Below are 19,066 nucleotides of genomic sequence, written 5' to 3'. Positions count from 1 at the left end.
ATCTCTTAAAAATTAAACAACCCCACACCCCGGGGGGCTGGGGCTGGCTGTAAAATACCGTCTCGACCCTATTTGGCCACGGGGGGGGTCGGGGGGCTTTTTCTTATAAATAAAAACCGCCCCCTCGACCGTTTTCGGGGACGGGCCGGGGGTCGACCCGTCCCGGCCGTCGGCGGGCGGCCGTGATCGGGTCGGCCGGGTGGACGGCGCGTTCGGGCGCGGCCCGTCGTCGCCCGTGAGGGGCGCGGCGGGCCGCAGGAGGCGTACGGCCGACTCGGCGGCCCTCGCCGGCCCGTGCGGGGGCGGGACCGGAGAGCGCCGTCTCGTCGTGGTGCGCGTCGCCGGGGACGCGCACCCGGTGGATCCCCTGCGTGCCGCCGCCCCGTGAGGGGGGAACCGTCAGGGCTTCGGGACGGTGTCGACGTGGGCGGTGCCGGCGGTGCGGAAGTCGGCGACCCGCTTCTGGATCTCCGCCGGGGAGACGGCCTCGCCGGCCTTGTGGTAGACCCAGTCGACCTTCATGTCCCAGGTGCGCGGGCCGCCGGCGAAGGGGAGGTCGATGAACCAGTTGCTGAAGTGGATGTCCATCCGGTCGCGCGGGACGTACTTGCCGGAGCTGGTGAACACCTTCTCGCCGTCCAGGGAGTAGGTGACCTTCCCGTCCATGGCGGTGATCACCAGGGTGTGCCAGCCCCCGAGGCGCCGCTGGAGGGTGTTGTGGACCCGGTCCGGCGGGTCGGCCTTGTACCAGGTGACGGTGTCGAGCTGCGGACCCGTGGAACCCCAGCCGCCGTTCGGCAGGTACTCGAAGTCCAGTTCGCTGTAGTTCTCCGAGGAGTCCGAGGGGGAGATCGGGAAGAAGGTCTGGACGACGTGGTCGCCGTCGCGTCCGCTCGTGGGCTCGTCGCTGAAGTGGACCCGGGCGGCGTAGGTGCCCGTGAGGAAGTTCCGGCTCGTGGTCTGGACCTCGACCTGGGTGGTGCCCTGCTTCGTGCCGTCGGTGGTGGAGCGCAGCCGCAGGACCTTGTCCCCCTCGGCCGTCGGGTCGGAGGAGAAGGAGGCGCCGTCGGCGCTCCAGGTGCCCTTGATCCCCGGGCCGCCCCCGCCGGTGCGGACCTCCCAGCCGTGCGCGGCGAAGGAGGGGTCGTCGGCGCCGGTGTAGTCGAAATCGTCGAACAGGGTGTCCGGCGGCCCGGTGGGCGTCGGCGAGGCGTCCCGCGCGGGCCCGGCGGCGTCCGTGCTCCCGCCGGTCCCGGAGCCGGCGGAACACGCGGCGAGCGCGCACAGGAGGACGGGCAGCGCGAGCGCCGTCCGCGCACGGCGACGAGAGATGCGGCGGGGCTGGCTCACGCGGGCTCCTCGGGGCGTGGGACGTGGGGCGTCGACGCCGTCGGGGCGGGGGCGGGGCACGCCCCTCGCGCGGGCGTCGAACGCTGTTCACGGGAAGTGAGGCGCCATCCTAGCGAAGCGTTCCGGCCACCCTTTCGCGCGTGCCCGACCCGGCCCTCCGGGGGCCGGAACGCGCGCGCCGACATACCGATCCGGTTACGGCCTTCGATCGGGTCATGCCAAAAGCGGACATCTCTCGTCAACCGAACAGTGCTGTCCGATACGGTTCGCTCTACGCTTCAGCCGTCTCCGTCCCTGCACAAAAAGGCCACACGAGTTGCGCCAGACCTCCCCCTCCTTCGGGCGTGAACCGGCATACCCGGCACGCCCCGGCGTGGCTGAATCCAGTCCTCAGGAGCCCGTTCCGGCACCGGTGTTCGTCGACCAGTCGGGCCTCCGCAGCCGTCTGTTCCGGCGCTTTGGCTGGCCCGTCTCCGTGGTCGGCGCGATCCTGGCGGCCGCCATGGGCGGCAGCCTGATCGGGACGCAGTCGGACGCCCCGGCGATGGAGATCCCGCCGGGGCCCGCGTACTTGCCCACCTCGGGGCCCCTGCCCCCCTTCTGGCCCTAGCGGGCGCCGGACAACCCCGCCCGAAGAGTCCGGCCGACCCGCCGGACGCCATGACATCCCCCGGCACACCGCGACCGCCGTGCCGCCCGGAGCGCCGCTGCGGGCCGGTCGGGCGTGCCCGATCGTCCGCACCACCCATTTCCAGGAGCGCCCTTGTCCCGCCACCAGCGCCGTCGGCAGTCCCTGCTGAGACCGCGCCGACTGGCCGCGCCGCCGCTGCGCTTCTTCATGCCGCTGTCCCTGCTGGCCTGCCTGCTCGCGCTCCTCGTCCTCCGCGGCCTCGCCACCAACGAGGCGTTCCACGACACCCGGATCGCGACCTCGGTCGACAAGACGACCGTGCCGGAGACCCTGCTCAAGGGCGGCCCGATCATCGACGCGCGCGGCGACAGGAACGACCACCCGGTGAGCTACCAGGTCCCCGACCGCACCGTGGTGCTGAGCTTCGACGACGGCCCCTCGCCGGAGTGGACCCCGAAGATCCTGGACGTGCTCGCGGCCCGCGACGTCCACGCCGTCTTCTTCGTGACCGGCGCGATGACCACGCGCCACCCGGAGCTGATCCGGCAGATCGTCGCGGCCGGCCACGAGATCGGCGTGCACACCTTCACCCACCCCGACCTCGTGTACCAGTCCGAGACGCGGATCAGCTGGGAGCTGGCGCAGACGCAGCTGGCGCTGGCCGGCGTCGCGGGCATCCACAGCGCGCTGTTCCGCCCGCCGTACTCCTCCGACGCCTCGGCGCTCGACGACTGGAACTACCCGGTGGTCAAGTACGTGGGCTCCCGCGGCTACCTCACCGCGTTCATCGACCGCGACACCGACGACTGGAAGCGCCCCGGCGTCGACGCGATCGTCGAGGCGGCCATGCCGCGCAAGCCGGGCGCGGGCGCGCTGGTCCTGCTCCACGACGCGGGCGGCGACCGCACCGAGACCCTCGCCGCGCTCGAACGGATCATCGACAAGCTCCAGGGCGAGGGCTACCGCTTCGCCACCGTCTCCGAGGCGCTCGGCGCCACCGACGCCAACGTGCCGGTGCACGGCTACCGCCTGTGGGCGGGCAAGGTGTTCATCTGGGCCAGCCAGGCCGCCGTGCTCACCCTGCCGGTCCTGGTCGCGCTCCTCGCCGTCGTCGGCTTCCTCAACTTCGGCCGGTTCGCGCTGATGCTCGTCCTCGCCCCGCTCCACGCCCGGCGCGCCCGGCGGCGGGACGCGTGGGGGGCACCCGTCACCGAGCCGGTCACCGTCCTCGTCCCGGCGTACAACGAACGCGAGTGCATCGCGAACACCCTCAACTCGCTGGCCTCCAGCGACCATCCGATCGAGGTCATCGTCATCGACGACGGCTCCACGGACGGCACGGCGGACATCGTCGAGGCGATGGCTCTGCCGTTCGTCCGGCTGATCCGCCAGGCCAACGGCGGCAAGTCCAGCGCGCTCAACACCGGCATCGCGGCCGCGTCCTACGACATCGTCGTGATGATGGACGGCGACACCGTCTTCGAGCCGTCCACCGTGCGCGAGCTGGTCCAGCCGTTCGGCGACGCGACGATCGGCGCGGTCGCCGGCAACGCCAAGGTCGGCAACCGCGACAGCCTGATCGGCGCCTGGCAGCACATCGAGTACGTCCTCGGCCACAACCTGGACCGCCGGATGTACGACATGCTCAACGTCATCCCGACCATCCCCGGCGCGGTCGGCGCCTTCCGCAAGGAGGCCCTGCGGCGGGTCGGCGGGATGAGCGACGACACCCTCGCCGAGGACACCGACATCACCATGGCGGTGCTCTGCGACGGCTGGCGGATCGTCTACGCCGAGCGCGCCCGCGCCTGGACCGAGGCCCCCGCCAGCCTCCAGCAGCTCTGGTCCCAGCGGTACCGCTGGAGCTACGGCAGCATGCAGGCGATGTGGAAGCACCGCCGGGCCGTGACCTCCCGGGGTCCGGCCGGCCGCTTCGGCCGGCTCGGGCTGCCGCTCGTCGTGCTGTTCGGCGTGGTCGCCCCGCTGCTCGCGCCGCTGGTCGACATGTTCCTGCTGTACGGCGTGCTGTTCGCGGACGCGCCGATCACCCTCGCCAGCTGGGGCGGCTTCATCCTGCTCCAGGCCCTGCTGTCGTGGTACGCCTTCCGGCTCGACGGCGAGAAGCCCCTGCACCTGATCAGCCTGCCGATCCAGCAGCTGGTCTACCGGCAGCTGATGTACATCGTCCTGCTGCAGTCCACGATCACCGCGCTGACCGGTGGCCGGCTGCGCTGGCAGAAGCTCCGGCGCACCGGCGAGGTCGCCGCACCGGTGGAGGCCTGACCATGACCGCGTCCTTCGAGTCCGTGGGCACCCACGACACCCTCCGGCTGCGCGTCCCCGCCTTTCCGCGTCCCCAAGAGGCGCCGCAGGCGGAGTCCGTCCCGACGGCACCGTCCGGCGCCAAGGGCGGCCGGGACCGCTACCTCGACATGCTGCGCGCCCTGGCGCTGGGACGCGTGGTGCTCTACCACAACTTCGGCTGGTTCTGGCTGCCGCTCGTCTTCCCGTCGATGGGCGTGATGTTCGCGCTGGCCGGGTCGCTGATGACCCGCTCCCTCAGCCGGCCCGCCCTCGGCGTCATCCGGGGCCGCCTGCGCCGCCTGCTGCCGCCGCTCTGGCTGTTCGCCGCAATCGTGGTCACCGCCCAGATCCTCGACGGCGACGGGCCCGACGCCGAGGGGCACCCCGCGTGGTGGTGGGGCAAGCTGCTGTTCTGGATCCTGCCGCTGAGCACCCCGCCGTACGCCGAAGCGCTGAGCGGCTTCGACCACCTCGTGGGGCAGGGCTGGGCCGTGCAGATCATCGTGCCGCTCTGGTACCTCCGCGCGTACCTCTGGTTCGTCCTGCTGTCACCGCTGATGCTGTGGGCGCTGCGGCGGATGCCGGTGGTGACGCTGTGCGCGCCGCTCGGCCTGGTGATCGTCATGCACACGTTCTTCATCGACCAGGAGTTCCTCTACGGCCGGGTCTGGGAGAACGCCAGCGACTTCGGCACCTTCGGCGCCTGCTGGATCCTCGGCATGGCCCACCAGGAGGGCCTGCTCAGGAAGATCCCGCAGTACGTCGTGCCGTCCGTCGCGCCGCTGATCATGGTGGCCGGCTGGTGGTACCTCCAGACCCGGCCGGTCGACCCGACCGTGCACACCGACATCGAGAGCTGGCCGGTCGCCCAGGCGCTGTGGTCCTTCGGCTTCGTCGCCCTCCTGCTCCACATCAGCCCCTCCTGGGACCGGTGGCCCCGGCCGCTGGAACGTTGGAACGGCCTGATCAGCCTGCTCAACGCACGCGCCGTCAGTGTCTACCTCTGGCACCAGACCGCGCTGGTGGCCGCCATCCCCCTGATCGACCCCCTCTGGTCCGTGGGCTTCTTCTACGAGCACTTCCGGTGGCTGCTGAGCAGCCAGTGGTTCCCGCTGATGGTGGCGATCCCCCTGACCGGACTGCTGGTGCTGGCCTTCGGCTGGGTCGAGGACGTGGCCGCGAAGCGCTCCCCGCGGCTCTTCCCGTACCCGCGCCGCGTCCGGGGCCGCCGCCGGGCCGCCGCCTGACGCGACCGGGGCCGGGGCCGTCTCCACGGCGTTCAGGTGCGGCCCGCCGCCTCCGCCCGCGTCGGCGAAGCGTCGATGCGTGGTCGGCGCCGGCACCGTGAGGGGGACCGGTCCGTCCTGATCGGCGGCGTCCGGTCACGTCATCGGACGTGCTCCGGCAGCACGAGCCGCAGCGCGGCGCCCGTGAGGGTGGGGTGGGTCGACTCGAAGACCTCCAGCTCCGTCTCGACCGAGGGCGTGGCGAAGGCCCGTAGAAGCTGCCGAGCGCGGTACAGACCTCCGCTGCGGCCCTGCTCGCGGCCGGCCGCGCTGAGGGCGAAGATCCTGCGGCCGCGGGATCCGGCGGGCAGGCCCGGGCCGCTGTCCTGCACCTCGACCAGTACCTCGGGACTCTCCGTTCTCGCCACGATCTGGACCAGGCCGGCGTCCGTGCCCGTCACCACTCCGGCCGCGTTGTCGAGCACCTCGTAGAGCACGGCCCGCAGCACGGGTTCGGGCACGTCCACGGAGAGCGCGGGCGGGCAGCGTACGTCCAGGACCGTGCCCGGGTACTGGTCGCGGCACTGCGCGGCCAGTGAGTCGAGCACCGGCGCCAGTTCGGTGGCCGACGGCTCCACGGCCCCGACCAGCGCCGCGGGGTCCTGGGCGTGCAGTTCGGCCTCCGCCTCGGCGGTCGGCGCGGCCGGCTCGTCGCCGTCCGCGCCGTTGTTCTCGGCCGTCGTGAAGCGGGCGAGGGCCGGTACCGTCGCGAAGCGGTTGCGTTCCCACGGAGTCCAGCTCATGGGGGCCCGGGGCCCGACGGGGGAGGCCACCTCTTCCGTGTCCTGCTCGTCCCGCGCGTGCATCAGGCGGGCGAGCAGGCCGGTCAGCTGCTGCTCGGCCCCCGCCCGCAGCATGCGGACGATGCCGCTCCGTGGCACGGTCAGGTGTTCGTCCGTCCCGTCCCCGGCGCGGACGAGCAGGCCGCGCGCCACCAACGCGTCGACACCCGCGCGCACCTGATCCCTGGCCTGCGGCCATTCCGTGCACGCCTCGACCAACAGGAGAAGGTCCTCCGCGCTGACCTCCCCGGTCGCGGGATCGCCGGCGGCCAGCGCCGCCCACCAGGCGGCCTCGGCGGCCGGATCGCCGCAGCGGGCCACCAGTTCCTCCTGGAGGGCCTGGACGAGCGCTTCGTCCCGCTGCCAGCCGCCGTCCGCGGCGGACCACAGATCGGCGCCGGTGGCGGCCGTCCGGTGTTCCGCGTAGCGGAGCATGACCCGCAGCGACGCCGGATCCATGGCCGTGCAGTTCTCCAGGGCCTGCGCGACGGCGTGGCCTCCGCCGAGCGAGAGGTGGGTGATCCAGCGCAGGGTCCGCCAGGCGGTGTCCGGTTCGTCGCCGAGAACGGCGGCCAGGTCGGCGCCGCGGTCCCCGATCAGCGCGGTCACCGGCCACTGACGGGCGAGGACGCCCAGCAGGGCGGCGGCCCGGTCGTCGGGCAGGACGACGAGCCGGAGCAGATCGCGCAGCGACAGCACCGCCGTGGCCTGACGGTCGGTGTAGTCCTGGGCCGTGAGCCCGGGGGCGACGGCGACGTGCGGCGGCTGTTCCGCGAGCCGGTCCGGCAGGGCCGCGGTGCCCGGTCCGCCGACGTACAGGTCGACTCGTCCGGTCGGGTGCAGCGGGGACAGGGCCTCAGCGGCGAACAGTCCGTCGAAGTACGTGTGATGGAAACGGCTGGTGTCGACCCGGCGGGCCACCCCGTCCCGGACCGGGGCGCCGAGGAAGCGGTTGAGGGCGTCGGCGAACTTCTCGGCGGCCTGGGCGGAGTCGTCCCTCTGCAGGGTGTCGTAAGCGGCCAGCACGTCCTTGCCACTGCTGTCGGCGGCCTCCCAGGAGGCGAACTCCGGAGGCCGGGCCGCCGCCGGATTCAGGTGGTACTCGAGGAACTCGTCCGGGTTCCACCGCGGATCCCACGGCGGCAGCGGGGTGGCCGACTCGGGAATGGGCGAGCCGAGCGGCTCACGCTTCAGCAGCGTCCGGGCCGCGACCAGTTCACCGGCCTCGATCAGGGCCTCGACCCGCTTGGCGGTGGGCCCGCCGCGCGGCGCGGTGGCGTCGGCGGCCTGCTGTTCGAGCCAGGCACGCAGCTCCACGGCGATCGGTTCCACCTGCCGCGCCAGCGCGGCCGCCGCCGCGCTCAGGTCGCTGTCGGCGGCGGCCCTGCGGGACGGGGCGCGGGCGACGAGAGCGGCGACGTCGAGGGCGTCGACGGTGACGCCGGCCGCCGCGGCACGACGCTCCAGTTCCCGGACGCGCTGGCGGACGTCCTCTCCTGCCGCGGCCCGTGCCGCCTCCAGCTTCCGCCGCAGCGCCTCCTTCTCGTGGACGCCCAGGTCCAGGCAGTCCACCTGCACGTACGCGGCGGCCTCGAACTCGCCCCGCTCCACCAGCTCCTCGCACACCGCACGGGGCGGCCTGCCGCCGGCACGGGACAGGACGGCACGGGCGAGCTCCGCGCCGTCCGGTTCCGTCTCCGCGACGAGGCGGACCAGCACATCCGGGAAACGGAAGCGGCCGGGCCAGGTCTCCAGCAGGGACCGGTCGACCGGGGCCACGGGACCGTCGCTCACCGTGCTCTCCTCGCTCATGCCCTCTCCTTCCCGACCTTCGGCAGCACGGACAGGCTCTCCAGCAGAGCCTTGGCCGGACGGCAGGCCAGCTCGCCGAGTGCCTCCGCCTCCGACAGCAGCCGGTGCCAGTCGCGGTCGAGGTGCCGGGCGAAATCGCGCTGACGGTCGGTGAGCACGGGCAGCCGTCCGGGCCGGTGGCCGGCGCTGTCGACGGAGACGGCCGTGAGTTCGCGTGCCTCGGCGAGGAGGCCGGCGACCTTGCGCGCGTACGTCATGTGGTTGCGCCACTCGATCTTCCGCACGCCCACCTCCACCGCGAGTTGATCCATCACGGCCCTGACCTCTTGCTGGCTGCGCGGCAGCGCCAGGACCTCCTCGGTGAGGGGGCCCGGCGGGGACTCGTGGCCGACCGCCTCCCGGAGCAGCGCCAGCATGCGGCCCGGGCGGAACAGCGTACGGTGCAGCTTCTCACCGTCCTGGAAGGTGAAGTGGTGCTTGATCTGCTCGAAGTCGTCCAGCTCCGCCGCCAGCCGGCCCCAGCGGTCCTGGGTGTCGGTCAGCCTCTCCTGACGTGCCGCCCATTCCCTGGCGTCGCTCAGCGGCAGCGGAGCCGGTTCCTCGCCGAAACAGGCACGGGCCGCGGCGCCGAGGCGCGCCCACGCCGGGGGCAGGTCACGGCCCGGTCCGTCGCCGTCCAGCAGGACGTCGCAGACGTCCGAGCCCGTGGGCCCGCCGTGCAGCAGCATCTCGGCGATCGCACCGACCAGGGCGACCGTGCGGTGCTCGGCCGGGGCGCCGTCGAGTTCGACGGTGCTCGCATAGAGCTGGTAGCCGAGCGGGCCGTGTTCCACGGGCACGGCGACGGCGGCCAGGTCCACGGACATCCCGCCCGGTCCGCCGAGCAACGGGGCCAGCAGGTACGCCTCCATGAAGGCGCCGCGCGCCCATGCGTCGTGGAGCAGCCAGCGCGCCCACAGCCGCCGCTCCTCCCCGCCGTCCGTGCCGCCCAGCAGCAGCGCGGCGGACTCGCGACGCAGGACGTCCGCGGGCTCGTCCCTGGCGCGGCGGTTGGCGAGCACGGTCCACGGGTCGTCGTCCACGGGCGCCGCGCCCAGGGCCGGCAGCGGCGGCAGGTAGGCCGGCAACTCCGCGGCGTCCTCGCCGTACCAGTCGGGAATGCCCAGTTCCCGGGCGAACTCGGCGGTGAACGCGGTGCCGACGATGTGCAGGCCCAGCTGCGCGGGGGCGGGACCGCGTGCGGGGTCCACGGCCCGGTCGCCCAGCGGGTGGTGACTGCCGACGACCAGCTCGTGGTCGCTGAGGACCGCCCGTGCCCGGGCCGGGGTGGAGCGCAGGGTGCGTTCGCGGGCCAGCCGCTTCTGCACGTCGCCGTACCGCCCGTTGACCTGGTGGCTGCCCTTGCCGGCCGGCGGGTGCTGGAGGTGCACCACCACGCCGTTGTCGCGCAGTTCGGTGAGTCGCTGCGCGAGCTGGTCCCCGACCGCTTCGGGCTCGATCCCGTCGTCCAGGACCGCGAGCCGTTCGGTCGCGCCGGAGACGAGGCGCTGGGCCAGGTCGACGTACATGCCGTCCCAGACGGCGCGCACCACCGGCGCGCCCCGGTGGAGTTCGTCGACCGACGCGCGCAGTCGCCGGAGCAGCCGCCCCCAGTCGGCCGCCCAGGCGGTGCGGTGCGCGACGGCGTCCTCGTCCCACTTGTCGTCCAGCAGCGGAAGCGTGACGCGGTCGCGTCCGGCGTCCGGGGCCGGGGTGCCGGAGCCGTCGCGGTGCCCGAAGTCCGCCGGCGCCAAGGCGATCTCCCTGGCCTTCTGCCAGTACGGATAGGTCCGACGGGCCCAGCTCAGCAGTTCCGTCACGCACTCGGGCGGTGTGCCGCCGTGGTCCACCGGTTCGATCAGGACGCCGGAGCCGGTGTCCTCCGACAGGACGCTGCGCGAGCCGACGTACGCCGACCGGTCGTCGCAGACCACCATCGAGGCGGCGCAGCAACTGCTGCGCCGTTCCAGCAGGACGTGCCCCGGAAAACGCGACTGGAGGTCGAACAGGGCCGTCGTCACCCGCGACTCCAGCTTCGAGTACGGGGTGCTGCCCCACAGGAACACGAGGGTGACCCCGCGCTTCGCGGCGAGTTCGAGCGAAGGCAGCACCGGGTGCAGGGCGGCGTACGAGATCTCCGGCAGCGCCAGCACCACCTGATGGGCGGCCTCCTCGATCAGGTGGGACACCACCCAGTCCACGCCCGCGCCGGCGGCCACCGTGCCGACCGAGCAGCGGCCCCGTCGGGCCTCGTCCAGCTCCTCCAGCACCTGGAGCGCCGCGAGGCTCAGGTCATCGTGCAGGCTCGGCACCCGTTCGTCGGGGGCACTCGTCAGTTCCGCGGCCAGGCGGTCCAGGCCCTGCATCACCACGCGCAGGCTCTCGGGGCTTCCCCCCTCAAGGGCCTGACGGCTCGTCAGCAGCTTGGAGAACCTGCTGTCCGGCCGGTTGCGCACCAGGTCCGTGACCCGGGACTGGAACAACTCCTGGGCCCGCCGCCCCCACCCGGGCGGGGGCGTGACGGGCACCGCCGTGAGCAGACCGGTGTCCGGGTCCCGTTTGACGACGGTCTCCACCGTGCGCCAGCGCACCGCCTGCGGCGGGCTGAGCACCGGGTTGGCGAAGGACACGTTCAGCACACGGCTGCGGCCGTCGTCCGTGCGGTCGTCGTCGACGGCCTGCCGGACGGCACGCAGGAGTTCGGGCTGCGGCAGGTCGTCCTCCGAGATCCCCTGGGCGAGCGGCATCTCCAGCGCCCCTTGGGGCACGCGTTCGCGGCCCTGCTTGAACGGAAGGACGGTGGCCGTCACCGGGTCGAACAGGAACCTGCGCGGTTGCACGCTGGTGGCCAGCGCCGCATGGCCCTCCTGCCCGCCGAGAACCGCCTCCGCCGCCTGGGTGCTCTCCAGCGCGTGCGTGGCGAAGTCCACGGCGAGGAAGCCCCGGCTCCACAGGCCGTGCACCACGTCCAGCATGAGCCGGTGCGGCAGCGAGAACAGCTCGCCCAGTTCCTTCACCGTCCGCCGTCCGCCGGCCACGGCCTCCAGGACGAGTGCCTCCAGGGTCGAGGCCCCGGAGTCGGCGCCGAGCTCCACCTGGAGGGTGATCACCCGGCAGGGCACGGCGATCAGGGTCGTCTCGGTCACGTGGTCTCTCCCGCCGTCGTGCTCGCCACGTCCGTCTCAGCCGTCTCAGCCGTCTCGCCCGTGCCGGCGTCCGGCGCCCCGGAGGCCTGCGCGGGGATCTGCGCGGTGGCGGCCTGTCGGGCGGGGATCTCCGGCTGCTGTGCCGGGACGACCGCCGCCGTGGTCCCAGGCCTGACGACCTCCCCGGTCGACGCGTCGACGACCCGGCCCACCGTCCGGAAGACCCGGATGACCTCTTGCCAGTCCGCCCCGCCGTGCCGCTCGAAGTGGGCCATGTCCCCGACGACCACGAGCAGGCTCCGGGCACGCGACAGCATCACGTTGACCACATCGGGCTGGGCGGTGTGGCCCACGTTCTGGCGGGAGTCGGCGCCCCGCTCGTTGCTGCGGACCAGCGAGAGCACCACCGTCTTCGCCTCGCCGCCCTGGAACGAGTGGACGGTGTGCACCCGCCCCTTCAGGAAGCCCTTCTCCAGTTCCGCGACCTGGCGGCGGTACGGCGTCAGGACCGTCAGCTCCTTCGGGTCCTTCCGGTCCGCCAGGCCCATCCTGCGCACCAGGTCCTCGACGAGTTCCACCTCACCGGGGTTCCACCAGTAGCCGAGGTCGCCGCAGTCGTCGTGCCGGGAGGTGTCCAGCCACACCAGCGGCACGCCCTTGAGGTAGTCCGGCTTCGTGTGCGAGTGGACCTGACGCATCTGCGGGTCGGTCTTCAGGAAGGTGCCGTCCGGGTCGTTCTCGGCGACCGCGGGATAGAAGGCCCTGCCGAACGGCAGCGAGATGTCCCGGTGCATACGGAACTGCATGTCCAGCACGTCCACGGGATGCCGGGCGTCGGCGGCGACGCCCGGGGTGTACCCGTCGAAGAACCGCCGGAACAACTGCACGAACTCCAGGTAGGTCTCGCGCTGCTCGTAGTGCAGGCGAACACGCTCGTGCTGGTGGGACGCCAGGCCCTCCAGGAAGGCCTCCACGTCCTGGGCCCGGTGCGGTCCGAGCTGCAGGTAGTCGCCGATGAGGGTCCAGCGCACGCCCAGCGCGAGCGGGATGACGATCTCGGTGGGCCAGGCCTTGGCCGCCTCCTCGATGATCACCCAGTCGAACATGCCGGACGGGTCACGGATCTCGTCGGTGAGGGTGCCGGCGATCGAACAGGTGGCCAGCACGATGTCGGCACCCGACTTGATGCGCTCGGTCAGCTCCACCGAGATGTCCCGGGCCAGCCTGGCCCACCGGGCCATCAGGTCCTCCTCGCCGGGCCGCGCCCCCTCGTGGCCGGCCGTGACCCGCCTCTCGATGTGCTCGACCAGGTCCTGGGCGAGGGCTTCCGCGGTGTGGCGACGCAGGGCGGGCGGCAGGTCGTGGCGGTCCCTGGCCCTCGACAGCTCCCGCAGCACCAGGATGGAGCGGTCCTCGATCTTCGGCTTCAGCTCCTCGATGATCTTTCCGGCCAACTGGTCGAGGGCGTCGTTCGACTGCGCGCTCACCAGCACCCGGGACCCGTGATCACTGCTGAGGAAGTTCCGCAGCGCCCGCGCCACCACGGTGCTCTTGCCCGTGCCGGGCGGGCCCTGGAGAGCGTAGAACGGGTGCAGCTTCAGCATGTCGGCGATGATGTCGTCGGCCCTGCCCCGCAGTTCCTCCCTCGGGTGGCCGTCGGCCGGGGCGGGGGCACGGCCGCCGCGCAGAGCGATGGACCGCGGCTCGTACAGCGTGCGCGCGAGGCCGGGCTTGTGGACGAGCGAGTCGTAGCCCCGGATCTCGCGGCGCAGTTGGATCTCGCTGCCCCGGTCGTCGTCGGGGCGCAGCCAGCCCACCTCGGGCAGGTTCCGCCGGCCGAACGGCGCCTCGACGACGAAGGAGTCGGCGTCCAGCCGCTCCTTGATCCGCACCTTGACGGTGCGCTCGCCGAAGTAGGGCCCCACGAAACCCGAGTCGTTGTTGTTGCGGTCCTCCGCGATGACGAGCTGCGCGAACTCCTTCTCCGCGAGGAGCTGGTCCGCGAAGTCGCCGAGCGGGGGCCTGCGCCGCCGGCCGGAGGCCGCGTACGCGGTGAGCAGGGCATCGCCGTGCAGCCAGCGGAGGTCCCGCTCCTTGTCGTGGGTCAGGACGAACCTGCCGTTGTCCTCCACCAGCCGGTAGGGGTAGTTGCGGCTCCTCAGCACGGTGCCCCGGTACTCCAGCATGAAGGAGAAGCTCCGCAGCATCTTCTGCACCCCGGCGTCCTCCAGGGCCCGCTCGGTGGTGACGGAGCTGGTCAGGCTCACCCAGGACGGACGGTCCTTGCGCTCCGCGTCGAGCGACTTGCCGAGATAGAACGGCACCAGGTCGAACTTGCCGATCCGCCGCCGTGGCCAGGTCTTCAGCAGATCGCCCGCGTGCCGCTTGTCCACCAGGTACTTGATGACCAGCGTGTCCTTGTGGGTGGCGACCCTGCGGCGCATGACCGACTCCTGGTACAGGTACGCGCAGAACCACACCGCCTGGGCGCCGATGAGGACCCACTCCGCCTCGGCCAGGGTCCTGCGGTCGCCGTCCTGTACGTAGCCCTCCGCGCCGCCGGGGCAGTGCACCAACTCGGCTTGCTGCAACTCCTGTTCCAGGAACTCCTGCAGTTCCCGGCAGCCCTCGGGGGTGTCGGTGCGATGGTCGGTCCAGCCCCGGGTCTCGTGAATGGTGCCGACGGACTGCTCGGGCATGAAGGCCACCAGCCGGGGCCGCTGGAGCTTCTCCTCGGCCCTGTCCTCCGGCTCCAGGGCGAGGGAGATGGCCGTCCAGTGCCGTTGCAGGGCCGCGGACGCCTCGAAGGAGGAGCTGCGGCCGGTGGGGGACGGGTCCAGCATCTCCAGCAGGGCCGCGCGCAGCGGGCGGGGGAGCCGGTTGTCGACGTTGAGTTCGCGGCGCATCGCGGAGTGCAGGCGGACCAGGGCGTTGGGCAGCTCGTCGGGCCCGGCCCGGTCGACGGCCGCGCACTCCTCGGGCAGCCGGTCGGTGAGGGAGTCCAGGAACAGCTCCCAACCCAGCACCCCCAGCCCGAACACGTCGGTGCTGCCGTGGTCGAGCCGGCGCGACCGCACGTCGCCGAAGACCGACGGGTACGTCTCCGGCGCGATGTACGCCAGGTGCTGGGCCCGGCTGATGCCCGGCGGCGGGGTGTGGAACAGGGCCCGCATGGCCTCCTCGTACTTCTCCCTGCTCTGGGGCCCGTTGACCGCGTGCAGCAGGTTGTTGAGGAGGGCGCTGAGCTCGAACCGGGCCAGGGACAGGGAGGCCTGGGCCTCTTTGCCCGACGCGTACGTCATACGGATGGCGGCCAGCGTCAGGTTCCGGTGCACGATCCTGGTGCCGTGCAACTGGCTGAGGGCGTCGACGAGCAGGCTGAACTGCTCGAACGCCACGACCGGGAAGGCGGTGGCCCACTCGCGCACATCGGCCCAGCCCTCCTCCGGAAGCGGCCTGCCGGCCTGGCGGGTCATGATGAAGGCGACCCGGTGCGACGGGTCGAACCTGCCGTCCTCGATCACCGGCAACGCGGGATGCCCGAGCATCCGCAGCCGCAGCAGGTTGCGGACCTCGTGCTCCCACAACTCGCCCACCACGCCTTCGACCTGGAGGAAGAGCGAGACCTCGCGGTCGCGCATCAGATCGGGGTGCGAGAGCACGAACCGGATCAGCTTGCCCTTGATGACCTCCTCGACCTTGCCGACGAGCGTGTAGGGGGGCGCGCCCTCCGGGGCGTACACCGCCTGACCGCCGGTGAACAGCTTCTCCAGTACGTCGGTGATCTCCTCCGGCCCGAGGTCGTCAGCCATGTGTGTCCTCCCTCGACGCGACGGCTCCGATGGCGAGTACGACGATCCCGTCGTCCGTGGTGACGGCCAGCCGCCCACCGGACAGGGCCGTCAGACGAAGTCCCGGGGAACCCAGGCGGATACGGTGCGCGAGATCCCAGGAACCGGACGGCCCGCGGCGCCACACCAGCACGTCGCCGTCCCGGCCGAGGCTCGCCCACCGCTCCTCGCCCGGCGTGCCCTCCAACGCCACCCGGTCCATCACGCGGCTCGTGTGCCGTTCGGCGACGGACGGGGGGCACACGGCCTCCTCGCGGGCCTCGCCCGCCGGGAGGGTGTCGCGCGGCACCCGGTCCGTCAGGTCCTCGCCGTCCGCGGCCCGCAGGACGCGTACGGCGGACCACGCGGACGCGGCCGCCGGTAAGCCGTCGGACTCCCGCACCACCAGGACCTCCGTGCCGTCCGCCGTCCAGTGCCGCTGGACGCGGCTGACATGAGGCCATCGCACGGCCGGACCCGCGGTGTCGGCAGTCCCGGGCACCCAGAGGTGGACGAGCGGATCACGCCCGACCGCCGTCGCCAACACGGCCCCGCCGTCGGGCCCGCGCAGGACGGCCGTCGCCACGGCCCTGGGGATGCCGCCGCCCGCGGGCCGCGGGGGCCCGCCGTCCGGGCCCAGCACATGGACGTTCCCGTCGACGTCGCCGACGACCAGCGTGTCGCCGTCCGGGGAGGGCAGCGCGGCCAGCAGGCGGGCCCGGAGGTGTTCCGCGCCCGGCTGGGACGAGGCCACCGGAAGGGCCCCCTCCTCGGGCGTCTCCTTCACCCGCCAGAACTCCACCGGGCCGTCCTCGGCGGCCGTGACAAGCCGGAGCGTTCCGCCGGCGTCCGTGACCGCCGTGAGCGTCCTCAGCGTCCGACGGGTGGGCAGTGAGGACAGCCGCACCGGCTCGGAATCATGCACGTCCCACAGGACCAGCTCCCCCGACCGGTGGGCCGACGCCAGCCACTGCCGTCCGCCGGCCGACGTCAGCGGCGCCAGCCCCACCACGTCACCGGAGGGAACCGCCGACAGGGCCTCGGCGCGCTCCCCGTCCGCGTCGAGGAGCGCCAGGTACCCGCCGTCGCCACCGAGCGCGAACCGCCGCACTCCTCCGGTCAGGGCGGCCGCGACCCGGACGACCTCGCGGGCGGCCGTCACCGTACGCGGCGCGGGCCGGTCGTCGTGGCCGGTGTCCCACAGCTGCACGGTGCGGTCGTCGTGGGCGGCGAGCAGCAGACCGGGGCCCTCGTCGCCGGTCCGCCCGCCCCATGCGGCCAGGGCGCTGACCGGCCGCTCGCAGCCGCGCAGCAGCAGCGAGGGGCGGTGCGCACGCCAGGGCTCCCACACCACCACCGTGCCGTCGAGCGCCCCGGTCACCAGCCACGGGGCCGAGGCCCGGGCGGTCAGCGCCGACACGGCCCCGTCGGCGCCGCCGAGCTTCAGGTGCGGGGGCAGGGCCCGCAGCCGCCCCCAGCGCACCTCCCAGGCGGCCCCGGCACCGGCGGGATGAAGCCGGCCGACGGCGCGCAGCCCGCCCAGCTGGCGCAGCCCCGGCCGGTCGGCGGGTCCGGACGACCGGATCAGGTGGGCGGAGGCCACGGTGCCCAGCACCTCGACCGGGAGGTCGGCGGGGGTGACCACGCCGTCCCCGCCCGGGGCGAGCGCCAGTCCGCTCAGCCCGGTCACGGGGAGCCGGTCGAGCACCGTGGGCCGGCCGGCCAGTTCCGCCCAGCCGGGGGCGCCGCAGTCGGCCGCGTACTGCGCGAGCCGCGCTTCGAGGTGCGGGCTGATCGATTGGCCGTCGGCGCACTGCTCCGCCGCCAGGTCGAGCAGTGCGGTCAGCATGCCCAGGCGCTGTTCGGGGGTGCTGGTGGCCAGGAGCTGTTCGGTGTAGGTGCGGTGTGCCAGCCGGTAGACGCTGCGCCGGTCCTCCCCGTCCAGGAGGACGTACGCCGCCGCCCGGCTGAGGAACAGCGACAGCTCCTCGTCGGTCGGGGGCCGCTCCGATCCGGCGACGCCCGCCGCCGCGTGGGCCCAGACGCCGTCGGCGCGGGGCAGGCCGCGTCCCTGGGACAGTGCCAGGGCCCGCAGCAGCGGGTCGGCCGCCGGCAGTCCGTCGGTGATCCGGGCGACCGCGGCCCCGAACAGCCCCGTCCGGTCGCTGGCGAGCAGCCGTTCCAGGGCCGATCGCGCGGCGGCGTCCGGCGCCAGCACCCCGGGCCGCTGCTCGATCTCGCCGACGGCGAGGGCCGCGTGCAGGAACTGCCAGGACCCCTCACGCACATGGCGCTCGACGGCTTCGCACACCGTGCGGACGACCGTCCCCCGGTGCACCGCGTCGCCGAGGGGGTGCTCCCTGAGGACGTGTTCCACCTTGCGGGCGGTGTACGCGGCGGTGGCCTGCGGATCAGCGGCGAGCTCCAGCACACGGGCCCGCCCGGTGTCACTGCCCAGGACGGCCCGGAGGTCGACCCTGCCGCCGGACGCCTCCTCGTCGTACGGGGAGGTTCGCGTGCCGATGAGCAACCGGACGCCTTCGGCCCCGGTCAGATCCCGCAGCAGCGAGGCGACGTGGAAGGGTTCCCGGGCCTCGTCCAGGGCGTCGGCGAGGATCAGTGCGGGGCCGGCCCGGCCCGCGGAGGCGGCCAGGCGGCGGAGGAGGGGCTCAAGGGGGTCGTGGTCCGAATCGCCCGGCACCGCCGCCGTCGGCTCGTCGCCCTCGCCCGCCCCGAGGATCTGCGTGAGCTGTCGTACGACGTCGGCCGCGGTGCTCCCGGTGAGCCGCAGCACCGCGCTCACGCGCGCACCCGCCCACGCCGGGTCCCCGCCCTGCCGTAAGTGCCGCAGGACCTCGCCGAGCAGGGCCGACTTGCCGGTGCCGGGCGGACCGGTGACGACGAGCACCGGCGGCTCGTCCGGGCCGCCCCACCAGCCGGCGACGGCGGCCAGCTCCGCGGTACGGCCGGTGAAGTCCGGGACCACTTCGAGGAACCCGGTGTCGTCCCCGGCGGGGACGCCCGCTTCCCGTCCCGCTCCGTCGTGACCCGCGTACGGGGGATCGGTCGGCGACGCGTCGAACTCCCGCTGGCGCCGCTGGTGTTCCGCGACGGTGACGGCCCCGTCGAGAGGCACCACGTCCCGCAACCGCAACGGCAGCTCGCGGGAGGTCTCCTCGCCGACGAGTTCGGCGTAGGAGACCTGGCTCTTGAGGTGGCACTGCAGTTCCCGCAGGGTGTGCACCTTGTCCTGCCAGGACTTCCCCGCGAGGTAGCTCTCCAGCGACTTCCGGAAGGTCCCCAGGTACCCCTGGGCCGCCGCCTTGCCCGTGGCGACCAGCAGCAGCGAGCACAGCTCGGGAGCCCGGGAGCCCAGGAACCTCGCGTGCAGCTCCTTCGCGAAGTTCTTCGAGTTGCACGCCTCGATCACGACGATCGCCCAGTGCCCCTCCTCCGTGTTCCGGCACTGCTGCTCGGCGTGGAGGTAGTAGGCGAGCATGTCCGGCGTGACCCGGGCGTTCCGCCGCTTGTGACCGGCATCGGGGACGAGCAGCGCGGGGCCGGTGTTCCCCGAGACGCCGTGGCCGAACCAGAGCAGCACCGAGGGCCGCCCGGCGTGGTCCCGCCGCTCCCCGGCCCAGCGGGCCAGCGCCTCGTCCGCCTCCGTCAGCGACATCAGGAGCCGTTCGTCGCCCGCGTCCGGCCGCGCCGGATCCGTCTCCCTGGGCAGCGGGGACACGGCCGTCCCGCCCAGCCGCTCCAGGACGGCCGCGACCCGGTCGGCCTCGCCCGCGGTGTCCGCGTCCGGGTAGCCCAGTACCGGTCCGATGGCCAGGCCGTGCACGTCGAAGGACTCGGCGACCTCTGTCTCGTCGTACGCGGGCAT

Annotated in this window: 7 protein-coding genes; 2 read left to right on the top strand and 5 right to left on the bottom strand. The window is 73.2% G+C overall.

Annotation, left to right across the window (positions count from 1 at the left end; genetic code table 11):
• Positions 1-399: 399 nt before the first annotated feature.
• Complete coding sequence (locus AB0E83_RS11440; RefSeq protein WP_362109056.1) at positions 400-1,350, bottom strand: glycoside hydrolase family 16 protein; 951 nt, start codon at positions 1,348-1,350, stop codon at positions 400-402.
• A gap of 838 nt (positions 1,351-2,188) precedes the next feature.
• On the opposite strand from AB0E83_RS11440, the gene AB0E83_RS11435 reads away from it, so the two are divergent.
• A complete protein-coding gene (locus AB0E83_RS11435; protein WP_362109100.1) occupies positions 2,189-4,264 on the top strand; it encodes a glycosyltransferase in 2,076 nt (691 codons plus the stop codon).
• Between the two features lie 2 nt (positions 4,265-4,266).
• Complete coding sequence (locus AB0E83_RS11430) at positions 4,267-5,532, top strand: acyltransferase family protein (protein ID WP_362109054.1); 1,266 nt, start codon at positions 4,267-4,269, stop codon at positions 5,530-5,532.
• Positions 5,533-5,672: 140 nt separating this feature from the next.
• On the opposite strand, the gene AB0E83_RS11425 is transcribed toward AB0E83_RS11430, so the two are convergent.
• The 4 genes from AB0E83_RS11425 to AB0E83_RS11410 are packed head-to-tail and all read right to left on the bottom strand — an operon-like array spanning position 5,673 to position 19,066.
• The gene (locus tag AB0E83_RS11425) at positions 5,673-8,165 is read right to left on the bottom strand and encodes an ATP-binding protein (RefSeq protein ID WP_362109052.1); all 2,493 of its coding nucleotides are present in this window, start codon (positions 8,163-8,165) and stop codon (positions 5,673-5,675) included.
• A complete protein-coding gene (locus AB0E83_RS11420) occupies positions 8,162-11,350 on the bottom strand; it encodes a hypothetical protein (protein WP_362109050.1) in 3,189 nt (1,062 codons plus the stop codon). The genes AB0E83_RS11425 and AB0E83_RS11420 overlap by 4 nt, the downstream gene beginning before the upstream one ends.
• A complete protein-coding gene (locus AB0E83_RS11415) occupies positions 11,347-15,162 on the bottom strand; it encodes an AAA domain-containing protein (protein ID WP_362109049.1) in 3,816 nt (1,271 codons plus the stop codon). The genes AB0E83_RS11420 and AB0E83_RS11415 overlap by 4 nt, the downstream gene beginning before the upstream one ends.
• Complete coding sequence (locus tag AB0E83_RS11410) at positions 15,155-19,066, bottom strand: AAA family ATPase (RefSeq protein ID WP_362109047.1); 3,912 nt, start codon at positions 19,064-19,066, stop codon at positions 15,155-15,157. Before AB0E83_RS11410 ends, AB0E83_RS11415 begins: the two co-directional genes overlap by 8 nt.

Origin of the sequence: Streptomyces sp. NPDC035033 (assembly GCF_040636735.1) — a bacterium.
In the GTDB taxonomy this organism is placed as follows: domain Bacteria; phylum Actinomycetota; class Actinomycetes; order Streptomycetales; family Streptomycetaceae; genus Streptomyces.
This window is presented reverse-complemented; position numbering and strand designations above follow the sequence as displayed.

Excerpts from the sequence above, each read along its gene's own strand:
- AB0E83_RS11435 (WP_362109100.1), top strand. The coding sequence starts at position 2,189 with ATGCCGCTGTCCCTGCTGGCCTGCCTGCTCGCGCTCCTCGTCCTCCGC.
- AB0E83_RS11430 (WP_362109054.1), top strand. The coding sequence starts at position 4,267 with ATGACCGCGTCCTTCGAGTCCGTGGGCACCCACGACACCCTCCGGCTG.
- AB0E83_RS11425 (WP_362109052.1), bottom strand. The coding sequence starts at position 8,165 with ATGAGCGAGGAGAGCACGGTGAGCGACGGTCCCGTGGCCCCGGTCGAC.
- AB0E83_RS11415 (WP_362109049.1), bottom strand. The coding sequence starts at position 15,162 with ATGGCTGACGACCTCGGGCCGGAGGAGATCACCGACGTACTGGAGAAG.
- AB0E83_RS11410 (WP_362109047.1), bottom strand. The coding sequence starts at position 19,066 with ATGCCCGCGTACGACGAGACAGAGGTCGCCGAGTCCTTCGACGTGCAC.